Here is a 23,204-nt window from a genome sequence, read left to right as displayed (position 1 = left end):
CACGATAAGCTGTGTAAACAGACCTTATGACAAGACTTCGATAAAGTAATAAAGCGGGAAAAACGAGGCTCGCAAAACCGCCTGAAATCTTTCAGCTTTTATGGCATAACACGGAATAGACAAAGCTATGACTGATACGGCTCCAAAAGCCCCCGTTGTTGACATTCCAGCGATTACCGCATTGGTAGAGCCGGAGGTGAAGGCATTGGGCTTGGAACTTGTCCGTATTGCGATGTTTGGTGGCAAAAGTGATCCGACTTTACAGATCATGGCCGAACGTCCTGATACACGACAGATTGGTCTCGGCGAATGTGAAGCTTTGTCACGCCGTCTTTCGGAAATATTCGATGAACAAGACCCAATCGAAGAGGCTTACCGCCTAGAGGTTAGTTCACCCGGTATTGACCGGCCTTTAACGCGTTTGAAAGATTTTCAGGATTGGAAAGGCTTTTCCGCCCGCATACGGTTATCGGAACCACTCGATGGTCGTAAACAATTTGACGGGGAAATTATCGGTGTCGACGATGCTGATAATATTATAGTGGATTGCCCCAAAGTAGGGCAGAAAATTTTGCCTTTTTCCGCTATAGATCGGGCAAAATTGTTATTGACTGATGCGCTCATCGCCGCCACCCAACCGCTAGACAGCGAAGGCGCCGACAAGATTGTAAGAGAAGGATGATCGATATGGCTAATGCCATTTCTGCCAACAAGGCTGAATTGCTTGCGATCGCTGATGCCGTGGCGCGTGAAAAGCTGATTGACCGTGCTATCGTTATCGAAGCCATGGAAGAAGCTATTCAGCGCGCAGCACGTGCTCGCTATGGTGCCGAAAATGATATTCGGGCAAAAATTGATCCGAAAACGGGTGACATGCGTCTGTGGCGTGTCGTCGAAGTGGTCGATCAGGTCGATGACTTTTTCAAACAGGTTTCTGTCGCAGATGCACAGAAATTACAAAATGGTGCAGCTGTCGGGGATTTTATCGTCGATCCGCTGCCTCCGATTGAATTTGGCCGTATTGCAGCACAGGCTGCAAAACAGGTTATTTTCCAAAAAGTCCGCGATGCAGAACGCGATCGCCAGTATAGCGAATTTAAAGACCGCATCGGTGAAATCATCACCGGTATCGTCAAACGGATCGAATTTGGTCACGTTGTGGTTGATCTTGGTCGCGCAGAAGGCGCTCTGCGCCGTGACCAGCAGATCCCGCGTGAAACTTTCCGTGTCGGTGATCGGGTGCGCTCCTTGATTATGAATGTACGCCGTGAAAATCGTGGCCCTCAAATCCTGCTTTCACGCTCGAACCCGAATTTCATGAAAAAGCTGTTTGCCCAAGAAGTGCCGGAAATTTACGACGGCCTTATCGAAATTAAAGCTTGCTCCCGTGATCCGGGCAGCCGCGCGAAAATCGCCGTTGTCAGTCAGGATAATGCGATTGATCCGGTCGGTGCCTGCGTCGGTATGAAGGGTAGCCGTGTTCAGGCTGTTGTTCAGGAAGTCCAAGGCGAAAAGATCGATATCATTCCTTGGTCGGAAGATATGGCGACCTTCGTTGTAAACTCACTGCAACCGGCACAGGTTTCCCGCGTTGTTATTGATGAAGATGACAGCCGGATCGAAGCCGTTGTTCCTGATGATCAACTTTCTTTGGCCATTGGTCGCCGTGGGCAGAATGTCCGCCTTGCCAGCCAGCTAACCGGATCTGCTATTGATATTCTGACTGAAGCCGATGCTTCCGAGCGTCGCCAGAAAGAATTCGTCGCCCATTCGGAATTGTTCCAGCACGACCTTGATGTCGATGAGACTTTGGCGCAATTACTGGTCGCCGAAGGTTTTGGTAGCCTCGAAGAGGTCGCCTATGTTGATCAGGCTGAAATTTCCGCTATTGAAGGTATAGACGAAGAGCTTGCTTCGGAATTGCAAAGCCGCGCTCGCGAAGCTTTGGAACAACGTGAAGCAGAAGCGCGCGAAGAAAGACGCAAGCTTGGGGTCGAAGACGAACTGGCCGATTTACCTTATATGACAGAAGCGATGCTTTTGACCTTAGGGAAAGCTGGTATTAAGACGCTTGATGATTTAGGTGATCTTTCAACTGACGAACTGGTTCAGAAAAAACGTCAGGACCAAAGACGCCGTCATTCGTCTGATAATAACGAAGAAGATGGTATTCTGGCTGAATATGGCCTCAGTCAGGAACAGGGGAATGAAATTATCATGGCAGCGCGGGCCCATTGGTTCGATGACGCCGAAGATGAAACTGTTCCCCCAGAAGACACTGAAACAAGGTCGGAGAAAGCCTAATAATGGTTTATGGAATAACGTTCCATTACCTCAAGGCTCCTTTATGTAAAGGAGGCGCCTTGGCGTATGGAAGACAATGAAACCGTCAATGATGAACTGAAGACTGATTCGTCCCGCCGGTGTATTTTAACCGGTGGTAAGGACTCGCGCGATTATTTGATCCGACTTGCCCTTGCCCCAGACGGATCAGTGCACCCTGATGTCCGGGCCCGTGCGCCTGGACGTGGGGCGTGGATCAGTGTTGATCATACGGCACTTAGTCGGGCAATTACCAAAGGCAAATTGAAGGCGGCATTACAGCGTGCCTTCAAAACCTCTGATATCACTATTTCTTCTGATCTCCCCGTCCGTATAGCAAACGAGCTTCAACAGCAGGTGTTAAACCAGCTGGGCATAGAGGCGCGTGCAGGACGGCTGCTGTCCGGTTCCGAACGTATCATAGATAGCTGTCGAAACGGGCGTGTAGCCCTTTTACTTCACGCGTCTGATGCCGGTTCGGATGGATCTGGAAAGCTGGATTTCGCTTTTCGGGTCGGGAAAAATAGAAATGCCGAAAGGCAAGAGGTCACATCTGAAAAAGGTCTGACCCTGCCTGTCGACCGCATGGTTTTGTCATTGGCACTTGGTCGCGGGAATGTGGTACATATTGCATTAACTGCGCCAGTTACAGCTGATCGCATCAAAAAATCTCTGATGCGGTGGTGCCGATTTATAGGTTGGAACGGGGATACCGATATCTGCATCGACGATAATGCAGATACTATGGCTATCGCTGGAAATAATGTGAAGGGTTCGGATTAACAGATGAGCGATAACGACAAGCCGAAGCTCGGGATGCGGGCGCCGCTGGGAATAAAACGCACAGTAGAGACCAGCAAGGTGAAGCAGAGCTTCAGCCATGGCCGTTCAAATACCGTGATTGTGGAAACCAAAAGAAGGCGGGTTATCAATAAGCCGGGCAGCGGTGAAGCAACAGCTACGGCTGATGAAACGGTCAAAAAGACGACTGCACCAGCAGAAAATACCCAGAATAAGGATACAACCGTTACTCAGACAGCTATCAAACCTGAAACCGTGACAGCACCCACGGCTTCAACGCCCGAGAAAAAAACCGTTGCACCTGAAACGGTTGCTCAGGAAAAAAGCCAACCGGCACCCGCCGCGCAGCCTGCTCCAGAAAAAGCAGCAGCTCCTGCCAAGGAAGAAGCGCCTAAACCGGCACCGGCTATCAAAGTAACCGACCGTGGCGCCAAAAAGCCCGCTGAAAAAGCAGCACAGCCTGCAGGTAATCGCCCAGCTGGCAACCGCGCTCAAGATGGTCGCGGACGTCAGGGTGGTCGTGGTGGCCAGAACCAGAAAAACCAGACGCGCACATCTGGTGGTCAGCGTCCCGCACGGACTTTGCCGCATCGTGATTTGGCCTCGCGGCAAGAATTGCAGGCACGTCTTCTGCGTGAAGCTGAAGAAAGTCGCCTTCAGGCTTTAGAAGAAGCCCGTCGTCGCGAAGATCGCATGAAACTGGAAGCCGATCTTGAAGAACAGCGCCGTATCGAAGAAAAGCGCCGTCTTGAAGCAGAAGCCAAGGTCGAAGCTGAAAAGCAGGCTGTCTTAAAAGAACAAGAAAAAGCCGAAGCTAAAGCACGGGCAAAGGCTGAGAAAGAAGCCAAACCCGCACCAGCAAAAGCCGCAGGCACCGATGCCGATGACAAAGGTCGTCGCAATACGGCACCGAAGGGCGCTCCTGCTAATAAAGGTCGCACCGAAGAACGGAGTGAATCTCCTCGCTCACCGGCACCGCGCCGCTTTACGCCGGTTGCTCCGCCAAGACGCGAAGCACCCCGCCCCGCTATGCGCGACCGTAAAGGTGAAGATCGCCGCCAGTCAGGCAAGTTGACCGTTACCAAGGCATTGTCTGGCGATGAGGGTGGCGCACGCGCACGTTCCTTGGCAGCCTTGCGCCGCGCCCGTGAAAAAGACAAACGCGCTAATCAGAACAGAACCCAGCAGGTTCGTCAGGTTCGTGACGTTGTCGTTCCAGAAGCGATCACGGTTCAGGAATTGGCTAATCGTATGGCCGAACGCGGTGCAGATCTGGTTAAAGCCTTGTTCAAAATGGGCGTGGCTGTAACGCTGACCCAGACGATCGATCAGGATACCGCAGAATTGCTGGTCACAGAATTTGGCCACAACATTAAACGCGTATCTGACAGCGATGTTGAAATCGATAGCTCCAGCGATGTCGATCAGGAAGAAACGCTGAAATCACGGCCGCCAGTGGTAACGATCATGGGGCATGTCGATCACGGTAAAACCTCATTGCTCGATGCTTTACGTGGCAGTGATGTTGTCCGTGGTGAAGCCGGTGGCATCACCCAGCATATCGGCGCTTATCAGGTCAAAGCCCCTTCAGGCGACAAAATCACCTTGCTTGATACGCCGGGTCATGAAGCCTTCAGTGAAATGCGTGCACGCGGTGCCAATGTTACTGACATTGTTATTATCGTGGTCGCGGCTGATGATGGCTTAAGACCTCAAACGGTCGAAGCAATCGATCATGCTCGGGCAGCCGATGTTCCCATTATTATTGCTATCAATAAAATGGATAAACCGGAAGCCAATCCTCAGCGCATACGTGAAGCCCTGCTGCAATATAATGTGCAGGTCGAAGCTATGGGCGGTGATGTGCAGGATGTCGAAATCTCTGCCGCTAAAAAGACCGGCCTTGATGCTTTGATTGAGAAAATTTTGCTTCAGGCAGAAATCCTTGATCTTAAAGCCAATCCTGATCGTGCCGCCGAAGGCACCGTGGTTGAAGCAAAATTGGATCGCGGACGCGGCCCGGTTGCAACCATTCTTGTCCGTCGCGGTACTTTAAAAGTAGGCGATATCTTCGTTGTCGGTGAATTCAGCGGCCGCGTAAGAGCCATGACCGATGCACAAGGTAAGAACCAGAAAGACGCTGGCCCTTCCATGCCAGTCGAAGTTCTTGGTCTTTCCGGTGTTCCGCATGCCGGTGACACGCTTACCGTTGTGGAAAGCGAAGCCCGTGCACGTGAAGTCGCTTCTTATCGTGCAGAACTGGCATTACGCAAACGGACGACTGCACAACCTGCCAGCTTGGAATCAATGTTCTCGGCATTGAAAGATAAGCAGGCTGTTGAATATCCGCTGCTTATTAAAGCTGATACCCAAGGTTCTGTTGAAGCCATTGCCGGTGCCCTTAATAAAATCTCGAACGAAGATATTCGCGTTCGTATTTTACATCAGGGTGTTGGTGGCATCACGGAAAGCGATGTTTCCTTGGCTGCGGCTTCTGGTGCACCGATTATCGGTTTCCATGTCCGTCCAAACAGCAAGGCGCGAGATATCGCTCGTCGTGATGGTGTGGCGCTTAAATTCTACGATGTGATCTATGATCTGATCGACGAAATCAAAGCAGCTATGGCTGGCAAGCTTGGGCCTGAATACTTCGAAACGGTTGTCGGTAAAGCCGAAATCCGTGAAGTCTTCTCGGCTGGTAAACACGGTCGCGCAGCCGGTCTTCTTGTTCTCGAAGGCTATATCCGCCAGAAATTGCGGGCACGTGTGCTGCGTAATGACGTTATTATTTATAACGGTTCTATTGCGTCGCTTCGCCGCTTTAAAGATGATGTTTCCGAAGTTCGGGCAGGTCTTGAATGCGGTATCACGTTGGAAGGCTCAACCGATATCAAAGCAGGCGATATCGTCGAAACCTTCGAAGTCGAAGAACGGGAACGCACCCTTTAATCTATTAACCTATTATCTGTTTTGCGGTCAGGGTCATCGACCTTGGCCGCAATTCTTTTTCCAAACGATATCTTTTTAAAGTCTGCCTTAAACGGCCTTTAAAAAGGCACCGTATTTTTATTAAAAAAGACGATATCTTTTTACATTTTAGTTTTTAAGGTCAGCAGCCCATGCGTCGTAATCAAACGCCAGAAGGTCATTCTATCCGCCCATTAAGAGTTGGGGAGCAAATCCGCCATGTCTTAGCTGAAATGCTGATGCGGGGCGAAATCCATGGCGATGCACTGGATAGTCTTTTTGTTTCTATCAGCGAAGTTCGGATGTCTCCCGACTTACGGATTGCCACGGTTTTTGTAAAATCCTTGGGTGGCGTATCTGATGATACCGTGATTGGTATTCTTTCCAAAAATGCATCCTTCTTACAAAAAGCCATCGCCCAGAAAATAAGGCTGAAATATGTGCCTAAACTCCGTTTTCTGGCAGATGAAAGCTTTGAACAGGGCAGCTTGATCGACTCCCTGTTACGGTCGCCCCATGTGAAGCGCGATCTTGAAGAAGATAACGATCAGAAAGATGGTCCAGAAGACGGCCGTTAAACCAAGCGGATATTCTACGAATGGCTAAATTATATTTTTATTATGCCTCGATGAACGCTGGTAAATCGACCAATCTTCTGCAAGCAGACTTCAATTATCGTGAACGGGGAATGCAGACATTGCTGTTCACCGCAATGATCGATACCCGTTATAAACAAGGGGTAGTCCGTTCACGTATTGGCTTGGAAGCGCCTGCGATTCCTTTTGCGGAGCAGACATCGCTTTGGAATATTATCAAAGAGCGACACGAAAAGACGCCCCTCCATTGCATTCTGATAGACGAAGCGCAATTCCTCAAGAAACGACAGGTATTTGAGCTTGCCCGTGTCTGCGACGAATTAAATATTCCGGTTCTATGCTATGGTCTCAGAACAGATTTTCAGGCCGAATTATTTGAAGGCTCGCAATATCTGCTGGCGATTGCTGATATGCTTACCGAAATCAAGTCAGTTTGTTTCTGCGGCGCGAAGGCAACGATGAACTTACGAGTTGATGAAAATAAACAGCCTATCCGTCATGGCCAACAAACAGAGATCGGTGGAAATGAGCGCTATATTGCGCTTTGCCGCCGCCATTTTATAGAAAAACTGAATTCTTTATGACTCTTTCTCAACCGTCCCCTGCCCTTCATGGCTGGCTTGTTCTTGATAAAGCAGAAGGCTTGGGTTCGACTCAGGCTGTTTCTGCGGTTAAGCGCGCCATCCGTATCGCCGGATTACCCAAGGTAAAAGTCGGGCATGGCGGAACGCTTGATCCACTTGCCTCTGGTGTTTTACCGATTGCCTTGGGTGAAGCCACCAAACTGGCAGGCTATGCCCTTAATTCTGACAAAGCCTATGCCTTCACTATCGCATTTGGAACGGAAACCGACAGCCTCGACCGTGAAGGCAGCGTTGTTGCACAATCCGACACAAGACCTAACAGGGAAGCTGTCGAAGCGATTTTACCCTATTTTCAAGGGCCTATTCACCAAATTCCGCCTGTCTATTCTGCTTTAAAAATCGATGGCAAGCGTGCCTGCGATCGCGTTCGTGCGGGAGAAACAGTTACCGTCAAAGGGCGTGATATCGTTATTCATGACCTTGTTTTGACTGATTTCAGCCCCGATCACGCTTCATTTGTCGCGAAAGTTTCCAAAGGCACCTATATCCGCAGCCTCGCGCGCGACATTGCCCACAAGCTGAATTGTCACGGTCATGTCAGCTATTTGCGCCGGTTAAAATCAGGGCCATTTACGAGCGAACAGGCAATTTCACTAGACAAATTAATGGAAATGGCGCAAGCTGGAAAGCTGTATCAAATGCTTTTGCCTTTAACAGCAGGGCTGGACGACATCCCGGCTTTAGCAGTTTCCTCCGATCAGGCAAAAGCACTCCGTCAGGGGCAGAAATTGATCGGGGTTAACGCAAGATTCGGCTTAAATATGGCAATGGAATCACAAACTCCGATTGCCCTTATTGAAGTCATTGGGCAAGAAGCCCGGGTTTTGCGCGGTTTCAATTTTTAAAATAGAAAGGACGACTGATGTCGATCACAGCAGAGCGTAAAGAAGCATTAATCAAAGAATATGCACGGGTAGAAGGCGACACGGGTTCTCCCGAAGTTCAGGTCGCTATTCTGACCGAACGTATTGTTAATCTGACCGAGCATTTTAAAACCCACGCCAAGGATAACCATTCCCGTCGTGGTTTGCTGCACATGGTTAACAAGCGTCGCAGCCTGCTTGATTATGTCAAGAATAATGACAAAGACCGTTACAGCAGCCTTATCGCAAGACTGGGTCTTCGTAAGTAAAAGTCGGTACGGCCTCCTAAATGTGGGAGGCCGTTTCGCATCCGGGGATTTCGCAATCCGGCGAATCCGGAAAAAGGCCGCTCCAGACATAGGGTCGGAGCCAGAAGGAAATTGAATGTTCGATATAAAACGCCAGGAAATCGATTGGGGCGGGAAAAAACTGACGCTGGAAACCGGACAGGTTGCTCGTCAGGCAGATGGTGCCGTCATCGCGACCTTAGGTGAAACGGTCGTACTTTGTGCGGTAACGGCTGCAAAAACGGTAAAAGAAGGTCAGGATTTCTTTCCTTTGACCGTTCATTACCAAGAAAAATATTCGGCCGCAGGTCGTATCCCCGGTGGCTTTTTCAAGCGTGAACGTGGCGCAACCGAACGGGAAACGCTGATTTCACGGTTAATCGACCGTCCAATCCGTCCTCTGTTTCCGGAAGGTTTCTATAACGAAACCTTGGTCATTGCGCAGGTCATGTCTTATGACGGCGAAAATGAACCGGATATTTTGGCAATAATTGCGGCTTCCGCAGCCCTTGCCCTTTCCGGTGTTCCGTTCCTAGGTCCCATCGGCGCAGCCCGTGTCGGTTATCAGGACGGTGAATTCATTCTTAACCCGACTCTGGAACAGATCGAAAAGAGCGATCTTGATCTGGTCGTCGGTGCAACGCGCGATGCCGTTATGATGGTTGAATCGGAAGCCAACGAGCTTTCCGAAGAAATCATGCTGAACGCGGTTTCTTTTGCGCATGACGCTTTACAGCCGGTTATCAAAGCGATCATCAATCTGGCAGAACAGGCTGCAAAAGAGCCTTGGGAACTGGTCAGCTATGATGACACCGCATTGGCCGCTAAAGTTGAAGAACTTTGCTACGACAATTTCGACAAAGCTTATCGCCTGACCCATAAGGGTGAACGCGTCGAAGCCTTGAGCAAAGCCAAAGCCGTTCTTGATGAAGCTTTCTCGGATGCTGATCCGACAGAAAAACTGCGCATCCAGAAACTGGCCAAAAAGCTTGAAGCTAAGATTGTTCGGACGGCTATTCTGACAGAAGGCCGCAGAATTGATGGTCGCGATCTGAAAACAGTTCGCCCGATCAGATCTCAGGTTGGCTATTTGCCCCGCACCCATGGTTCTGCTTTGTTCACCCGTGGTGAAACGCAGGCATTGGTTTCAACGACCCTCGGCACAGCTGATGCAGAACAGATGATCGACGGTTTGACCGGCCTTCATTACGAACGCTTCATGCTGCATTACAACTTCCCACCTTATTCCGTTGGTGAAGTGGGTCGTTTCGGCGCTCCGGGTCGTCGTGAAATTGGACATGGTAAGCTGGCATGGCGCGCACTTCATCCTGTGCTGCCGAGCAAAGCTGACTTCCCGTACACTATCCGCGTTTTGTCGGATATCACGGAATCAAACGGTTCTTCATCGATGGCAACCGTCTGCGGTGGCTGCCTTGCATTGATGGATGCCGGTGTACCGTTAACGCGTCCTGTTTCCGGTATCGCTATGGGTCTTATCCTTGAAAAAGACGGATTTGCTATTCTGTCCGACATCATGGGTGATGAAGATCACTTAGGCGATATGGACTTTAAAGTCGCCGGTACCGAAAAAGGTATTACCAGCCTCCAGATGGACATCAAGGTTGCCGGTATTACCGAAGAAATCATGCAGAAAGCATTGGAACAGGCCAAAGGTGGCCGCGCTCATATTCTGGGTGAAATGTCCAAGGCTTTAGGCGAGGTTCGCTCCGAAATTTCCAATCTGGCACCGCGCATCGAAACGATGAGCGTACCCAAAGATAAAATCCGTGACGTTATCGGAACGGGTGGAAAAGTTATCCGCGAAATCGTCGCAACGACCGGCGCCAAGGTCGATATCGAAGATGATGGTACAGTTCGTCTGTCTTCATCTGATCCTGCGCATATTGAAGCTGCACGCGAATGGATTAACGGTATCGTTGAAGAACCGGAAGTTGGAAAAATTTACAATGGTAAAGTTGTGAATATCGTCGACTTCGGTGCTTTCGTGAACTTCATGGGCGGCCGTGATGGCTTGGTTCATGTTTCCGAAATCAAGAACGAACGCGTGAACAAAGTCAGCGATGTTCTGACCGAAGGTCAGGAAGTCAAAGTCAAGGTTCTTGAAATTGACAATCGTGGCAAGGTTCGCCTGTCTATGCGTGTTGTTGATCAGGAAACCGGTGCCGAATTGGATGACAACCGTCCGCCACGAGATACCAGTGATCGTGCGCCACGCGGTGACCGTCCTCGTCGTGATCGTGGTCCCCGCCGCGATGGAGACCGTCCGGCAAGAGATATGGAACCGGAATTTGCTCCGGCTTTCCTGCGTAAAGACAACTAAAGTCTTTCCAAATTTTATTTAAAAAAAAGGAGGGTCTTTAAAGATCCTCCTTTTTTTTAAATAAAAGTAAGACCATAGAGCAAAAAATGATAAGGACTGTTTCACACCGTCTTTAATAGAAAACACCAGAATAATGTATCTGGGGGAGGATGCATGGTCTTGATCCGGAATGCCCCGGTTGTGCACAGAATTTTAGAGCATTTGCCTCTGTGGCAAAATCGGCCATGGCTCGGGAATCTCTGCGCATTTATTTTTGTGGGATGCGCCTTCCTTGTTCGCAGTATTATTGGCCATTTTTTACCGGCTGGCTATCCTTTCATTACTTTCATGCCGACAATGCTTGTGGTCACTTTCCTTTTTGGAACAAGACCCGGCATCATTGCCGCTATTCTTAGCCTCATTGCTGCACCTTATTTTATCGAAGAAGGCAGTCGCTTTAACGGTGTCTTGGTCTGGTTTCTTTGCTTATTGGAAACCTTCACCGATATGGGATTGGTGATAGCCCTTCAACAAGGCAATTACCGCCTTCAAAAGAAGCGTGCCTATAATCAAATGCTGGCCGAACGGAATGAATTGCTGTTTCACGAGTTACAGCACCGCATTTCTAATAACTTACAGGTTATTGCCTCGTTGCTACGGATGCAAAGCCGCAGCATTACCGATGTAAAAGCCAAAGAAGCCATTGATGCCTCTGTGCGTCGGATCCATATGATCGGCGAATTACAACGAGCACTTTATATTAAAAATGGTAATCAGCTTGGCGCTAAACTCATCCTTGACCGCTTAATTAAGGATGTGATTGCGTCCAGTAATTTCCCCAATATCCGCTATAAAATAGAAGCAGAAGATCTTATTCTGCCTTCGGATATGGCTATTCCACTGGCGCTTGTTTCGGCAGAATCAGTTTCCAATGCTTTGGAGCACGGCTTCAAGAACCAAGACAAAAATGGCTTCATCGAAATAAAGCTCAAAAAAATTAACGAGCAGATCGAATTGACCATTTCCAACAACGGAAAGCCTCTTCCCCAAGGCTTTTCTCTCGAAAAAGTCGACAGTCTTGGTCTAAAAATTGCGACAATGTTTGCGCGACAATTCAAAGGCAAATTTACCCTCACCAATCAATCTGATAACTATGTCGTTTCTAGCCTTATTCTCCCCTGTGGCTAGGAATAAGGCATCCTTCCGAACAGATTATCCAGAGGCACAGACTTGACTTTGGGTCGGTTTTTGGTCTTAATAAAAAGACGGTAATGGAATCTGCCTGATCCTTTTTACAAGGATCGAACCGCCTTTCAGGCTGATGACTCCTGCTCAAACATATTTTTATGATTGAGGAGTCATGCCTGCTGTTGATTATTCCTACCGGAATTAGGTCTGGCTCCTCGATTGAAGGAAGCTAGATGTATCAACTATTTCTAAAATATAAACCTTATCGCCTTATTCTGCTGTTTAAATGGCTGGCTATCATTTTCCCGTTAGCTGCCATCATCGGTAGCTGTTGCGCTTTATTCCTATGGTCATTGGAATGGGCAACAAAAACACGTTTCATTTACCCTGCTCTTCTTTTCGGCTTACCCATTGCCGGTTTTCTAACCTCTTGGCTCTATGACCGCTTCGGTAAATCCGCCGCCGCCGGAAATAACCTCATTCTAGATGAAATTCATAAACCGAATGCGGGCGTTCCTTTGCGGATGGCACCGCTTATTTTCATCTCGACGGTTATTACCCATCTCTTTGGCGGTTCGGCTGGCCGTGAAGGCACTGCCGTCCAATTAGGGGGCAGCATCGCTAGCGGTGTCGGTAAAGTCTTTGGGCTTAATAAAGCCGATATCCGCTTGCTTCTTATATCCGGTATTGCCGCCGGTTTCGGCGCAGTCTTCGGCACGCCCGTTACTGGAGCCGTATTCGCAATGGAAGTACCGGTTATTGGCCGATTGGAATATCGAGCGCTTATTCCCGCTTTAACAGCCGCCATTCTCGGCGATTGGGTCTGTCGCCTCTGGGGAATGGATCATCTGCGCTACACAATGGCTTCTTTTAGCCAGTTGGGGCATTTTCAGCTCAATATCGTCATCTTTTTCAAGGTCATTGTGGCGTCTATTGCCTTTGGCCTTGTGGCTCGCCTGTTTTCAGAAAGCCTCGCCAACACCTCCCAATGGCTTAAAAAAGTTATTCCCTCTGCACCGCTCATCAGCTTTACGGGTGGGCTTATCATCATCGCCCTTGTCTATATCACAGGTACACGGGATTATCTGGGTCTCGGTACCATGGCGGTTGAACCTAATGGTTTACAATTGGGCAGCTTTTTTGACCCAAAACAATATCATTACTGGAGCTGGCTGCTGAAATTCATTTTCACGGTAGTCACTCTTAGCACCGGCTTCAAAGGCGGTGAGGTAACCCCTCTCTTCTTCATCGGGGCAGCGTTGGGCAGTGCCATAGCCCATGTTATCGGCGCACCTGTCGATCTTTTTGCAGGCATTGGCTTTATTGCGCTTTTCGGTGCTGCGGCAAATACCCCGCTCGCTTGTATCGTGATGGGGGTCGAAATGTTTGGCGCTGATAATATTGTTTATTTTGCCGCCGGATGCTGCACGGCTTATATCTTTAGCGGCTATTCAGGCATTTATTTGTCACAAATTGTCGGCACAGAAAAACCAGATATGCGTGCCGGACATAGCTTGGAACAAAGCCTAAAAATGCTGCAACGAAATTGGTGGACACCAGCCCATGATCCATTGGTCTTTGCCAAAATTGATCCGGCAGAACAAGAAACACCAAAGGCTGAAGCAAGAGAAGAAAAAGACCAAGATAATGCCCATGATGCAAAGTTTTTATAAAAAATTACCGACAGCTATTGCGTTTACGGGCAACCGACCTTAGCTAGAGAGCGTCACCTCGGTGACTACGATGGTAGATTGTTAAATGGAATAAACTCGACGGACCCGGAGGGCAGTACTCCGGCGCCTCCACCAACAACCGCGGATTAATCCCACTGTTGTTGATGGGGGCGAAACAGGATCGACGTGTGTAGTAAAGATTTGATTGCCATCCGGCGTGATTGAGCCGTTAAACCGATCATTTTTACAAGTGCCAACGATAACGAGGTACTCGCTGTTGCTGCGTAATGAAAACCTTCACGGGTAGACATTACTAAGTAAGAGCGCGGTCGGGCTGCACCGGGCAACAGAAGCAGATTCCAGCGGTTTGGGAAGCACCGGGCAACAGAAGCTTCCTACTTCTCTTTAAAACAGAATCGACTTCCTTAAAATGCCCGCAAGGTTTTGCTTTGCCTGTTTGTCGTACCATGTCTTCAAGACATCACCGCATGATAGCCTTGCTATGACATCTCTACATAAATCACATAACAATATTCAGGCACTGCACTGATTAATCTGCCAGTTTGTCAATCAATACCGAGCTGGCTTTATTTAAACCAATCACTTCTAGATCGGCTTTATGATGCTTGAAACGTTCTTGGACTTTCTGGAAGGCTTCAACTGCGGTCACATCCCATAAATGGGCATGGGTTAAATCAACGGTTACAGCACGCCCATCAATATTATTCATATCAAACGCATCTATAAACATATCGGCAGAAGCATAGAACACCTGCCCCCTGACCTGATAGATACGTTTATCCGCTTCATCGACGACCTGTACCTTGATCAAAGATGCAATCTTAAATGCAAAAAACAGGCTACTTAATAAAACGCCAACAATGACACCTGCGGCTAAATTGTGGGTCAATACCGTTACCAGAACGGTCACGATCATGATGATAATAGAGAGCTTCGGCTGACGTTTTACATCAGAAAAAGATTTCCAGTTAAAGGTGCTGACAGAAACCATCACCATAATAGCGACCAAGGCTGCTACTGGAATCTCCGATACCCATGACCGTAAACCCAGCATTAAAACCATCAGGAAAACACCAGCGGCGAAGGTAGAAAGACGCCCCCTACCCCCGTAACGGACATTACCAACCGTCTGACCAATCATACCGCATCCGGCGATGCCACCAAATAAACTGGCGGCAATATTAGCGAGACCAAGCCCCCATGATTCTCGATTTTTATCACTACTGCTATCTGTCAGATCATCGACCACAAAAGCCGTCATAATAGATTCTAACAACCCGACCATAGCGATAGCTAAGGCTGGCATCAGAATAATCTGCAAAGTCTGCCAATTCAAAGGCACCGCCGGTAATACCCAATGGGGCAAACTAAGGGGCAAGCGTCCCAGCTCCGAAACCGTTTTTACTGGCAAATGAAGGAAATGAGCCATCAACGTCAGGACAACAATGGCAATCAAAGGCGACGGAATGGCTCGTGTTAAGCGTGGCGCGCCATAAATAATAATTAGCCCTAACCCAATCAGCAGCAAACCTTGAATATTGGCACCTAATATTTGCGGCAATTGAGCCGAAAAAATCAAAATAGCTAAAGCATTCACAAATCCGGTTCTGACCGGACGGGCAACAAAACGCATCAAGATAGACAAGCGCAATACGCCAAAAACGATCTGAAAAAGGCCAGCCAGAATACCAGCGGCTAACAAATAAGATAAACCGTGGCTACGTACCAACGCCGCCGCGACCAAAGCCACCGAACCGGCCGCCGCAGAAATCATGGCAGGGCGGCCACCGGAAAAAGCAATGACGATACCAATGACAAAAGACGCATATAAACCGACTTCAGGGTCAATACCGGCTACAAAGCTAAAAGCGATAACTTCAGGAATGAGCGCAAAAGTCGCCACCATACCGGCTAATAATTCGCGTGTTACATAGGACGGTAGGCTTTTCAGGTGATCGGGCTGACTTGTTACGCTTGTCATCGGATATCCTTAAAAAATACAAAGCTCGCCAGCCAAATGACCGCCTACCCCTGTTACCAAAAACCAAAATTACACAGGATGATTTCGGGAATATTCTATCTCGCTCTATCGACTGATCTTCTCGATAGACGCTGAAAAAAATAACACTATGAGGTTGGCTTTTTTGGAAAGCTAAGGGCGCAATCTAGCAAGGCAGCGCCCTATCGTCAAAAGACAGGCGGAATTTTAAATAATACAAAGGTAAATCGGCAGGTAAAATTTCGCAAATTCTAAAATCATTGGCTTTCTAAAAAATTTTCATGGAGGAAATGAGGGGTCTTTGAAGGAATGATAAAAAAGCGGGCTTCTATCATCCCTATTTCAAGGCATTAAAACTACCCTATGAGGAATTCACTCTCTATTCTTATATTCGAGAAGATCGGCTTTAAGATTAATGCCTTTTCCCCTATTGAAAAAAGATATTTCAAAAAATTGATGAAGAACCCCCATCAATTCCAAGAATTGCCTATACAGACTATATTTCTTTTGTTCCTATTTTGATTGTGGATAACGGATGTCAAATATTCTTACGGAAATCTGCATAGCAAAGGCAAAATTTGTTGTGGAAAGAAAACAGCAGATTAGCCCAAACGACCTTAGCGATTTAATTAAAAACCAAACAGCACCGCGCGGTTTTCGGGCAGCTTTGGACAAGAAAAGAGCAAAAGGGCAATTCGGGCTTATTGCTGAAATTAAAAAAGCCAGTCCATCAAAAGGCTTAATCCGTTCCGATTTCACACCAGCTATTCATGCCCATGATTATGAAGAAGGCGGAGCCGCCTGCCTTTCTGTTTTGACAGATCGTCCTTATTTCCAAGGTCATGAAGATTATCTGATTGCGGCCAGAAAAGCGGTTACTTTACCCGTTCTTCGCAAAGATTTTATGATCGACCCATGGCAGGTGATCGAAGCCAGAGCAATCGGTGCTGATGCCATATTGATTATCGCCGCCGCCTTGGATGATTATCAGATGCAAGATATCGAGGCTACCGCCATGGAATATGGCATGGATGCTTTAGTCGAAGTGCATAGTCATGAAGAAATGGAACGCGCGTTAAAGCTGAAATCTCGTTTGATTGGCGTCAATAATCGCGATCTACGCGATTTCTCCGTCAGTTTTGAACGCACCTATGAATTGGTGGGTTCAGCTCCCAAAGATTGTACTTTTGTCGCGGAAAGCGGCATCCGCAATCACGATGATCTGGTCGCTATGCAGCGCCATGATATCGGTTGTTTTTTGGTGGGTGAAACCTTGATGCGGCAAAATGATTTAAAAACCGCGACAAAAAATCTGCTGGGTATTTCGTAAAATCACTAAGGATAAGAATGGGCATATATTCTGATGGGATGCCCTAAAAAGCTTTTCGCCTTATAGGGAAATAGCTTAAAATAAGTCCGAAAATCTATTTATAATTCCGGCTACCGAAACAGGCAGCCGGAATGGTAAAGTTTTAGAATTAAAGATGGGCAACCATCTCATCTGTAAACTGGCTCGTGGATAGAACCGCTCCGTCTGGCATAAAGCGCGCCAGATCAACGGTTGCCCGTTTTTTCTGGAATAACTTTTCCATAGCCTGACTGATAAGCTGGCCGACTTCAAACCATCCCAGATAGTCGAACATCATCGCACCAGACAATAACAGTGAAGACGGATTAGCTTTGTCTTCGCCTGCGATGTCAGGTGCTGTGCCATGGGTGGCTTCAAAAATAGCATGTCCAGTGGCGTAATTGATGTTTGCACCCGGTGCGATACCAATACCGCCCACCATTGCAGCCAACTGATCGGAGATATAGTCTCCGTTCAAATTCATTGTGGCGATAACCGCATAGTCTTCCGGTTTCAGCAAGGTATTCTGCAAAAAGGCGTCAGTAATGACATCTTTGACAATGATCTTACCAGCCTCTTTAGCAGCCTTCAAAGCCTTATCAGCAGCTTCGCTACCTTCAGATTTTTTCAGCTGATCATATTGATTCATCGTGAAAAGCTGATCGCCAAATTCACGTTCAGCTAAAGCGTAGCCCCATTGTTTGAAGCCACCTTCCGTGAATTTCATGATATTACCTTTATGCACCAACGTAATAGAAGGCGCTTTTTGAGCAATAGCATATTCGATCGCCGAACGAACCAAACGTTCAGAACCTTCGATTGATACCGGCTTAATTCCGAAAGAAGAAGTTTCAGGGAAACGAACCTTGGTAACGCCCATTTCTTCATGCAGGAATTTATAAAGCTTTTTGGCGTCATCAGTGCCTTCCAGCCATTCAATCCCAGCATAGATATCTTCGGTATTTTCCCGAAAGATCGTCATATTGACTTTTTCAGGATGCTTGACGGGTGTTTCTACCCCTTTAAACCAGCGAACTGGCCGCAGACAGACGAAAAGATCCAGTTCCTGCCGCAAAGCTACGTTCAAAGAGCGAATGCCGCCACCGATCGGCGTTGTCAGCGGGCCTTTAATACCAACCAGATATTCTTTAAAGGCGGTCATCGTTTCATCGGGCATCCATGAACCGGTTTGCTCGAAAGCTTTACCACCCGCTAAGACCTGTTTCCATTCGACACGGCGTTTGTCGCCATAAGCTTTTTCTACAGCTTTATCGAAAATGGTCTGGGCTGACTGCCAGATTTCTTTTCCGACGCCATCACCTTCAATAAAAGGAATAACAGGGCAATTCGGAACCTGTAATTTACCTTGGGTAAAAGTTATTTTTTCACTCATCACTATTCCTTATGGCTGGCCTGCCAGTCAAACCAGAGCTGACAGACCCGCCTCTCCTTGCCTATTTTATGAGGCTTTATATTCAGATCTTAATTTATTCAGGGCGCTACCAGCGTGGAACCATTCAATCTGCGTCTGATTATAAGTATGGCTGACTTCAAAGGAATCTGTTGAGCCATCTTTATGGGTCAATTTGACCGTCAGATTTTTACCAGGGGCAAAAGAGGGCAATCCAAGAATGCTGATTTTATCTTCTTCACCAACTTTGTCGTAATCGGCTTTATCGACAAAAGTCAGTGCCAGCATACCTTGTTTTTTCAGGTTCGTTTCATGAATGCGGGCAAAAGATTTAACGATAATTGCCTTCACATTCAAAAAGCGAGGTTCCATCGCGGCATGTTCACGGGAAGAGCCTTCACCGTAATTTTCTTCGGCAACGACAATCGATCCGAAACCTTCAGCCTTATATTTTCTGGCCAAGGCCGGAACCGCCATATAATCACCGGTTTCAGGATCAACCACGGAATTTGTTTTCTGATTGAATGCATTGACCGCACCAATCAGCATATTATTGGCGATATTATCTAAATGGCCGCGATAACGCAGCCAGACGCCCGCCATAGAAATATGATCGGTTGTGCATTTACCGCTAACCTTAATCAATAAGGGCTGGTCGATAATATCTTTGCCATTCCAAGGCGCAAAAGGTGCCAGTAATTGCAAGCGCTCGGAATCCGGTGCTACCGTTATTTTGATCTGGCTGCCGTCTTTTAGCGGTGCGACATAGCCGGCAGATTTCAGCGTAAAGCCTTTCTGGGGCAATTCATCACCGACTGGCTCTGCCAATTTGACCTTTTCACCCTTTTCGTTGGTCAGGCTGTCTTTCAACGGGTTGAAGCTTAAGCTTCCCGCGATTGAGAAGGCTGCAACGATTTCAGGAGAGCAAACGAAAGCATAGGTGTTCGGATTGCCATCATTTCTTTTGGCGAAATTCCGATTGAAAGAAGTGACAATAGAATTACGGGGTGCTTTATCAGCCCCTTCACGCCGCCATTGACCGATACAAGGGCCACAGGCATTCGCCATAATCACTGCACCAGCCTGTTCGAAATGGTTAATCAGACCATCGCGTTCAGCCGTTTCTTTCACCTGTTCCGATCCAGGATTGATAATCAGCTGAGACTGGACTTTCAAATCAAGCGCATTGGCATTTTCAATAATAGAAGCCGCACGGCTTAAATCTTCATAAGATGAATTGGTGCAAGAACCGATAAGGCCTGCTTCCATCTTTTCAGGATAGTCATGCTCAGCAACCGCTTTTGCAAATTCTGAAATAGGATAAGCGAGATCCGGCGTAAATGGCCCGTTGACGTAAGGTTCAAGGCTAGAGAGATCAATTTCAATGACCCGATCATAATAGCTTGCCGGATCAGCCAGCACGGCTTCATCTGCACGGAAGCAATCACCCAAAGACTGGGCAAGATCGGCGATTTCACCACGTTCGGTAATTTTCAGATAATCGACTGATTTCTGATCGAAGGGGAAGATTGAAGTCGTAGCACCCACTTCGGCGCCCATATTACAGATCGTCGCTTTTCCGGTCGCGGAAAGGGACGCTGCACCGTCACCGAAATATTCAATAATAGAATTGGTACCACCCTTTACGGTCAGGATGCCTGCCAGTTTCAGAATAACGTCTTTTGCAGAAGCCCAGCCAGATAATTTGCCTGTCAGCTTTACGCCGATAATCTGGGGCATTTTCAGTTCCCATGGCAAACCAGCCATAACATCGACAGCATCAGCACCACCAACACCGATTGCAACCATAGATAAACCACCGGCATTCGGCGTATGGGAATCCGTGCCGATCATCATGCCACCTGGGAATGCATAATTTTCTAAAACGACCTGATGGATGATGCCAGCCCCAGGCTTCCAGAAACCAATCCCATATTTATTAGAGACATCTTTCAGGAAGCTATAGACTTCCTGATTGCTCTTTTCAGCCGAGATCAAATCATCATGAGCATTTTTATAGGCTAAAATCAGATGGTCGCAATGAACGGTAGAAGGCACCGCCACTTTATCGCGACCAGAATTCATCAACTGTAACAGCGCCATCTGAGCTGTGGCATCTTGCATCGCGACCCGATCAGGGGCGAAATTGACATAATCCACGCCTCGTCGATAGGGCTTTAGTGGTTCACCTTCAGCTAAATGGGCATAGAGTATTTTTTCAGTCAGCGTTAACGGCTTACCTAATGCGATTTGTATTTTATGGATTTTATCACGATAGCCCTGATAAACACGCTTGATCAAATCAACATCAAAAACCATTTTACGCTTTCACTTCTATAGCTTCATTCTCTTTGCAGAATTCTCATATCATTCAATTATCAGGATTTATATTTATTTTTTTATTCAATGCCGCATTGCAATAGATATATTTTAAACGACATAAATTATAATAATATTACTTTATTTAAAAAATAACTATTTATAAAAATATGATTGGCCACAGAATAAAGAAAAATTTAATTACAAAATATGGCTTTAGGAATACCAATAAATAAATTTAAATAAGGCCGATCATGTAGGCTGATTTTTTATAAAATCTTATATCCAGCGCAAGCCCAACATATCTTTAATATATCGTCTTTTTATATAAAAAACGGCGCCTATTCCATGGAATCTATGTCATCAGAGACACCAAGGATAATCTAACATTTTATGATGTATGGCTATAAAGCTTAAATAAGATCAGATTGTCTAAAATTGCGATTTTTTAGCAGAAAAAGATTACAGGCCGTATTGATCAAGGCTTCAATGCTGGATCAGGCTCTGCTCTAAATAATAAAATTATTTTGGGAAAAATTAGGCATAGGTTTGGAAAATCTAAGAGACCAGTCTTTTAAAAAAGACTGGCGGAGCGGGTGGGATTCGAACCCACGAGAGGCGGTTAGCCCCTACACACTTTCCAGGCGTGCGCCTTCGACCACTCGGCCACCACTCCGCATTAATGTCTGCGGGGTGCAGCTCTAATCATCTCATGCGATAAAGGCAAGCCCTGCTTTGATTTTTTTGGTATTTTTTAGAAAAAAAGCAAAAAGAAAGGGGCTAAATAGCCCCTTCCCTCTTAAAATCAGATTTCAAAAGCTAATTAAGCTTCTTCATTTTCCAGTTCTTCACTCAGAACGGGACCTGAATCCTGACCTTTGGCACTGGTATCGCGATCCACGAATTCAATCACAGCCATCTGGGCTGCGTCGGAAGCACGAATACCGGCTTTAATGATACGGGTATAACCACCGTTACGGTCTTTGTAACGATCAGCCAAAATATCAAAAAGCTTTTTAAGCTGGGTATCATCCAACAAACGGCTATGGGCTAAACGACGATTGGCCAAGCCACCTTTTTTAGCCAGAGTAACCAGCTTTTCGGTGTAAGGACGTAATTCACGTGCTTTGGCTAAAGTCGTAATAATCTGTTCATGCTTAATCAGAGCAGCGGCCTGATTGCGGAACAAAGCCAGACGATGGCTGGAGGTACGTTGCAGCTTGCGGCCGCCTACACGATGACGCATTTTTTATCCTTTCGTTTGTTCTCAAGGCCGTTTCAGGTACCTTGGACCACGCTTTTTTTTAGAGAGCGCCTAACTCTTTCGCGAAAGACCGGCCTGACCTTTCAGGCCGGCTTTTAGGAATTAATATTCCTGTTCGAGCTTCTTAGCCATTTCTTCGATATTTTCAGGCGGCCAGCCGGGGATTTCCATACCCAGACGCAAACCCATACCGGACAGAACTTCCTTGATTTCATTCAAGGATTTACGGCCGAAATTCGGGGTGCGCAGCATTTCAGCTTCGGTCTTCTGAACAAGATCACCAATATAGATGATATTGTCATTCTTGAGACAGTTAGCCGAACGAACTGAAAGTTCTAATTCGTCAACCTTCTTAAGAAGATTACGATTAAGCTGGTTGGCGCTATTTTCAGCTTCACTGCTGGAAGACGGCATCGAACTCTGTCCAATGGCAGAGGTCGGCGGAGCCAAACCATCATCAAAGTGAACAAAGAGCTGAAGCTGATCCTGAAGGATACGGGCTGAATAAGCGATCGCATCTTCGGGCGAAATGGTACCATCGGTTTCGATCGTCAGCAGAAGCTTGTCATAATCAAGTTCCTGACCGACACGGGCATTTTCGACCTTGTATGCAACTTGTCTAACCGGAGAATAAAGCGCATCAACCGGGATAAGGCCAATAGGCGCATCCGCCGGACGGTTAGCCACAGCAGCGACATAGCCTTTGCCGGTATCAACGGTCAATTCGGCATTAAAGATTGCACCCTGATCAAGATGACAGATCACTAATTCCGGATTCATCACCTCGATATCGCCTGTAACAGCAATATCACCTGCGGTAACAACACCTGGGCCGGTACGAGAAATATGCAGGCGACGGCTACCGTCCCCTTGCATTTTAATCGCAACCTGCTTGATATTAAGAACGATATCGGTCACATCTTCCCGAACCCCGCTCAGGGATGAGAATTCATGCAACACGTTTTCGATCTTTATAGCCGTGATGGCTGCCCCTTGCAGTGAAGATAACAGCACACGGCGCAGTGCATTACCGAGCGTCAGACCAAAGCCGCGCTCTAATGGCTCAGCAACAAAAGTTGCCTTGCATTTGCCGTTCCCGCTCGCTTTCTTTTCCAGGGCGTTGGGCTTTTTAAGTTCCTGCCAGTTCTTAGCGTTGACAGCCACGTTCGTCCCCTTGTGAG

At 47.4% G+C, this 23,204-nt stretch carries 17 protein-coding genes, 1 tRNA gene, 1 other RNA gene and 1 riboswitch; of the genes, 13 read left to right on the top strand and 6 right to left on the bottom strand.

Features of this window, described 5'->3' with window-relative positions:
* Nucleotides 1-127 precede the first annotated feature (127 nt).
* From rimP to ssrA, 12 genes are all read left to right on the top strand, one after another.
* Entirely contained in the window at nt 128-682 is a 555-nt protein-coding gene (rimP, locus tag FBY58_RS02920) for a ribosome maturation protein RimP (protein ID WP_141919407.1), read from the top strand.
* Nucleotides 683-687: 5 nt separating this feature from the next.
* Nucleotides 688-2,304: a transcription termination factor NusA gene (nusA, locus tag FBY58_RS02915; RefSeq protein ID WP_141919406.1), complete on the top strand. Its 1,617-nt coding sequence runs from the start codon at nt 688-690 to the stop codon at nt 2,302-2,304.
* A 66-nt stretch (nt 2,305-2,370) separates the two neighbouring features.
* Nucleotides 2,371-3,105 (top strand): DUF448 domain-containing protein, encoded by a 735-nt coding sequence (locus FBY58_RS02910; protein WP_141919405.1) that lies wholly within the window; start codon nt 2,371-2,373, stop codon nt 3,103-3,105.
* 3 nt (nt 3,106-3,108) lie between these two features.
* Nucleotides 3,109-6,072, top strand: a complete 2,964-nt coding sequence (gene infB, locus FBY58_RS02905; protein WP_141919404.1) for a translation initiation factor IF-2 — start codon at nt 3,109-3,111, stop codon at nt 6,070-6,072.
* A gap of 170 nt (nt 6,073-6,242) precedes the next feature.
* Nucleotides 6,243-6,668, top strand: coding sequence for a 30S ribosome-binding factor RbfA (gene rbfA, locus FBY58_RS02900; RefSeq protein WP_141919403.1), 426 nt, complete (start codon nt 6,243-6,245; stop codon nt 6,666-6,668).
* Between the two features lie 20 nt (nt 6,669-6,688).
* Nucleotides 6,689-7,270 (top strand): thymidine kinase, encoded by a 582-nt coding sequence (locus FBY58_RS02895; protein WP_141919402.1) that lies wholly within the window; start codon nt 6,689-6,691, stop codon nt 7,268-7,270.
* Nucleotides 7,267-8,175 carry a tRNA pseudouridine(55) synthase TruB gene (gene truB, locus FBY58_RS02890; protein ID WP_141919401.1) on the top strand — a complete coding sequence of 303 codons (909 nt, stop codon included), beginning with the start codon at nt 7,267-7,269 and terminating at the stop codon, nt 8,173-8,175. The genes FBY58_RS02895 and truB overlap by 4 nt, the downstream gene beginning before the upstream one ends.
* Nucleotides 8,176-8,192: 17 nt before the next feature.
* A complete protein-coding gene (rpsO, locus tag FBY58_RS02885; RefSeq protein WP_141919400.1) occupies nt 8,193-8,462 on the top strand; it encodes a 30S ribosomal protein S15 in 270 nt (89 codons plus the stop codon).
* A 115-nt stretch (nt 8,463-8,577) separates the two neighbouring features.
* Nucleotides 8,578-10,821: a polyribonucleotide nucleotidyltransferase gene (gene pnp / locus FBY58_RS02880; protein ID WP_141919399.1), complete on the top strand. Its 2,244-nt coding sequence runs from the start codon at nt 8,578-8,580 to the stop codon at nt 10,819-10,821.
* 153 nt (nt 10,822-10,974) lie between these two features.
* On the top strand, nt 10,975-11,988 hold the full coding sequence (locus FBY58_RS02875) for a sensor histidine kinase (protein ID WP_141919398.1): 1,014 nt from the start codon (nt 10,975-10,977) through the stop codon (nt 11,986-11,988).
* A 70-nt stretch (nt 11,989-12,058) separates the two neighbouring features.
* A riboswitch (Fluoride riboswitch) is annotated at nt 12,059-12,138 on the top strand.
* An 83-nt stretch (nt 12,139-12,221) separates the two neighbouring features.
* On the top strand, nt 12,222-13,661 hold the full coding sequence (locus FBY58_RS02870; RefSeq protein WP_141919397.1) for a voltage-gated chloride channel family protein: 1,440 nt from the start codon (nt 12,222-12,224) through the stop codon (nt 13,659-13,661).
* Between the two features lie 13 nt (nt 13,662-13,674).
* Nucleotides 13,675-14,061, top strand: a transfer-messenger RNA (tmRNA) gene (gene ssrA, locus FBY58_RS02865).
* Nucleotides 14,062-14,211: 150 nt separating this feature from the next.
* On the opposite strand, the gene FBY58_RS02860 is transcribed toward ssrA, so the two are convergent.
* Nucleotides 14,212-15,663 carry a SulP family inorganic anion transporter gene (locus tag FBY58_RS02860; RefSeq protein WP_141919396.1) on the bottom strand — a complete coding sequence of 484 codons (1,452 nt, stop codon included), beginning with the start codon at nt 15,661-15,663 and terminating at the stop codon, nt 14,212-14,214.
* Between the two features lie 553 nt (nt 15,664-16,216).
* Here FBY58_RS02860 and trpC point away from each other — a divergent pair.
* Nucleotides 16,217-17,011 (top strand): indole-3-glycerol phosphate synthase TrpC, encoded by a 795-nt coding sequence (gene trpC / locus FBY58_RS02855; RefSeq protein WP_141919395.1) that lies wholly within the window; start codon nt 16,217-16,219, stop codon nt 17,009-17,011.
* Nucleotides 17,012-17,159: 148 nt separating this feature from the next.
* Here trpC and icd read toward each other — a convergent pair whose 3' ends face one another.
* From icd to FBY58_RS02830, 5 genes are all read right to left on the bottom strand, one after another.
* A complete protein-coding gene (icd, locus tag FBY58_RS02850; protein ID WP_141919394.1) occupies nt 17,160-18,422 on the bottom strand; it encodes an NADP-dependent isocitrate dehydrogenase in 1,263 nt (420 codons plus the stop codon).
* A gap of 66 nt (nt 18,423-18,488) precedes the next feature.
* Nucleotides 18,489-20,759 (bottom strand): aconitate hydratase, encoded by a 2,271-nt coding sequence (locus FBY58_RS02845; protein ID WP_141919393.1) that lies wholly within the window; start codon nt 20,757-20,759, stop codon nt 18,489-18,491.
* A 585-nt stretch (nt 20,760-21,344) separates the two neighbouring features.
* Nucleotides 21,345-21,435 (bottom strand) — tRNA-Ser (locus tag FBY58_RS02840).
* Between the two features lie 147 nt (nt 21,436-21,582).
* Entirely contained in the window at nt 21,583-22,005 is a 423-nt protein-coding gene (gene rplQ, locus FBY58_RS02835) for a 50S ribosomal protein L17 (RefSeq protein WP_141919392.1), read from the bottom strand.
* 120 nt (nt 22,006-22,125) lie between these two features.
* The gene (locus tag FBY58_RS02830; protein ID WP_141919391.1) at nt 22,126-23,187 is read right to left on the bottom strand and encodes a DNA-directed RNA polymerase subunit alpha; all 1,062 of its coding nucleotides are present in this window, start codon (nt 23,185-23,187) and stop codon (nt 22,126-22,128) included.
* Between the last annotated feature and the right edge of the window lie 17 nt (nt 23,188-23,204).

Origin of the sequence: Zymomonas mobilis, assembly GCF_006715975.1 — a bacterium.
In the GTDB taxonomy this organism is placed as follows: domain Bacteria; phylum Pseudomonadota; class Alphaproteobacteria; order Sphingomonadales; family Sphingomonadaceae; genus Zymomonas; species Zymomonas mobilis_B.
This window is presented reverse-complemented; position numbering and strand designations above follow the sequence as displayed.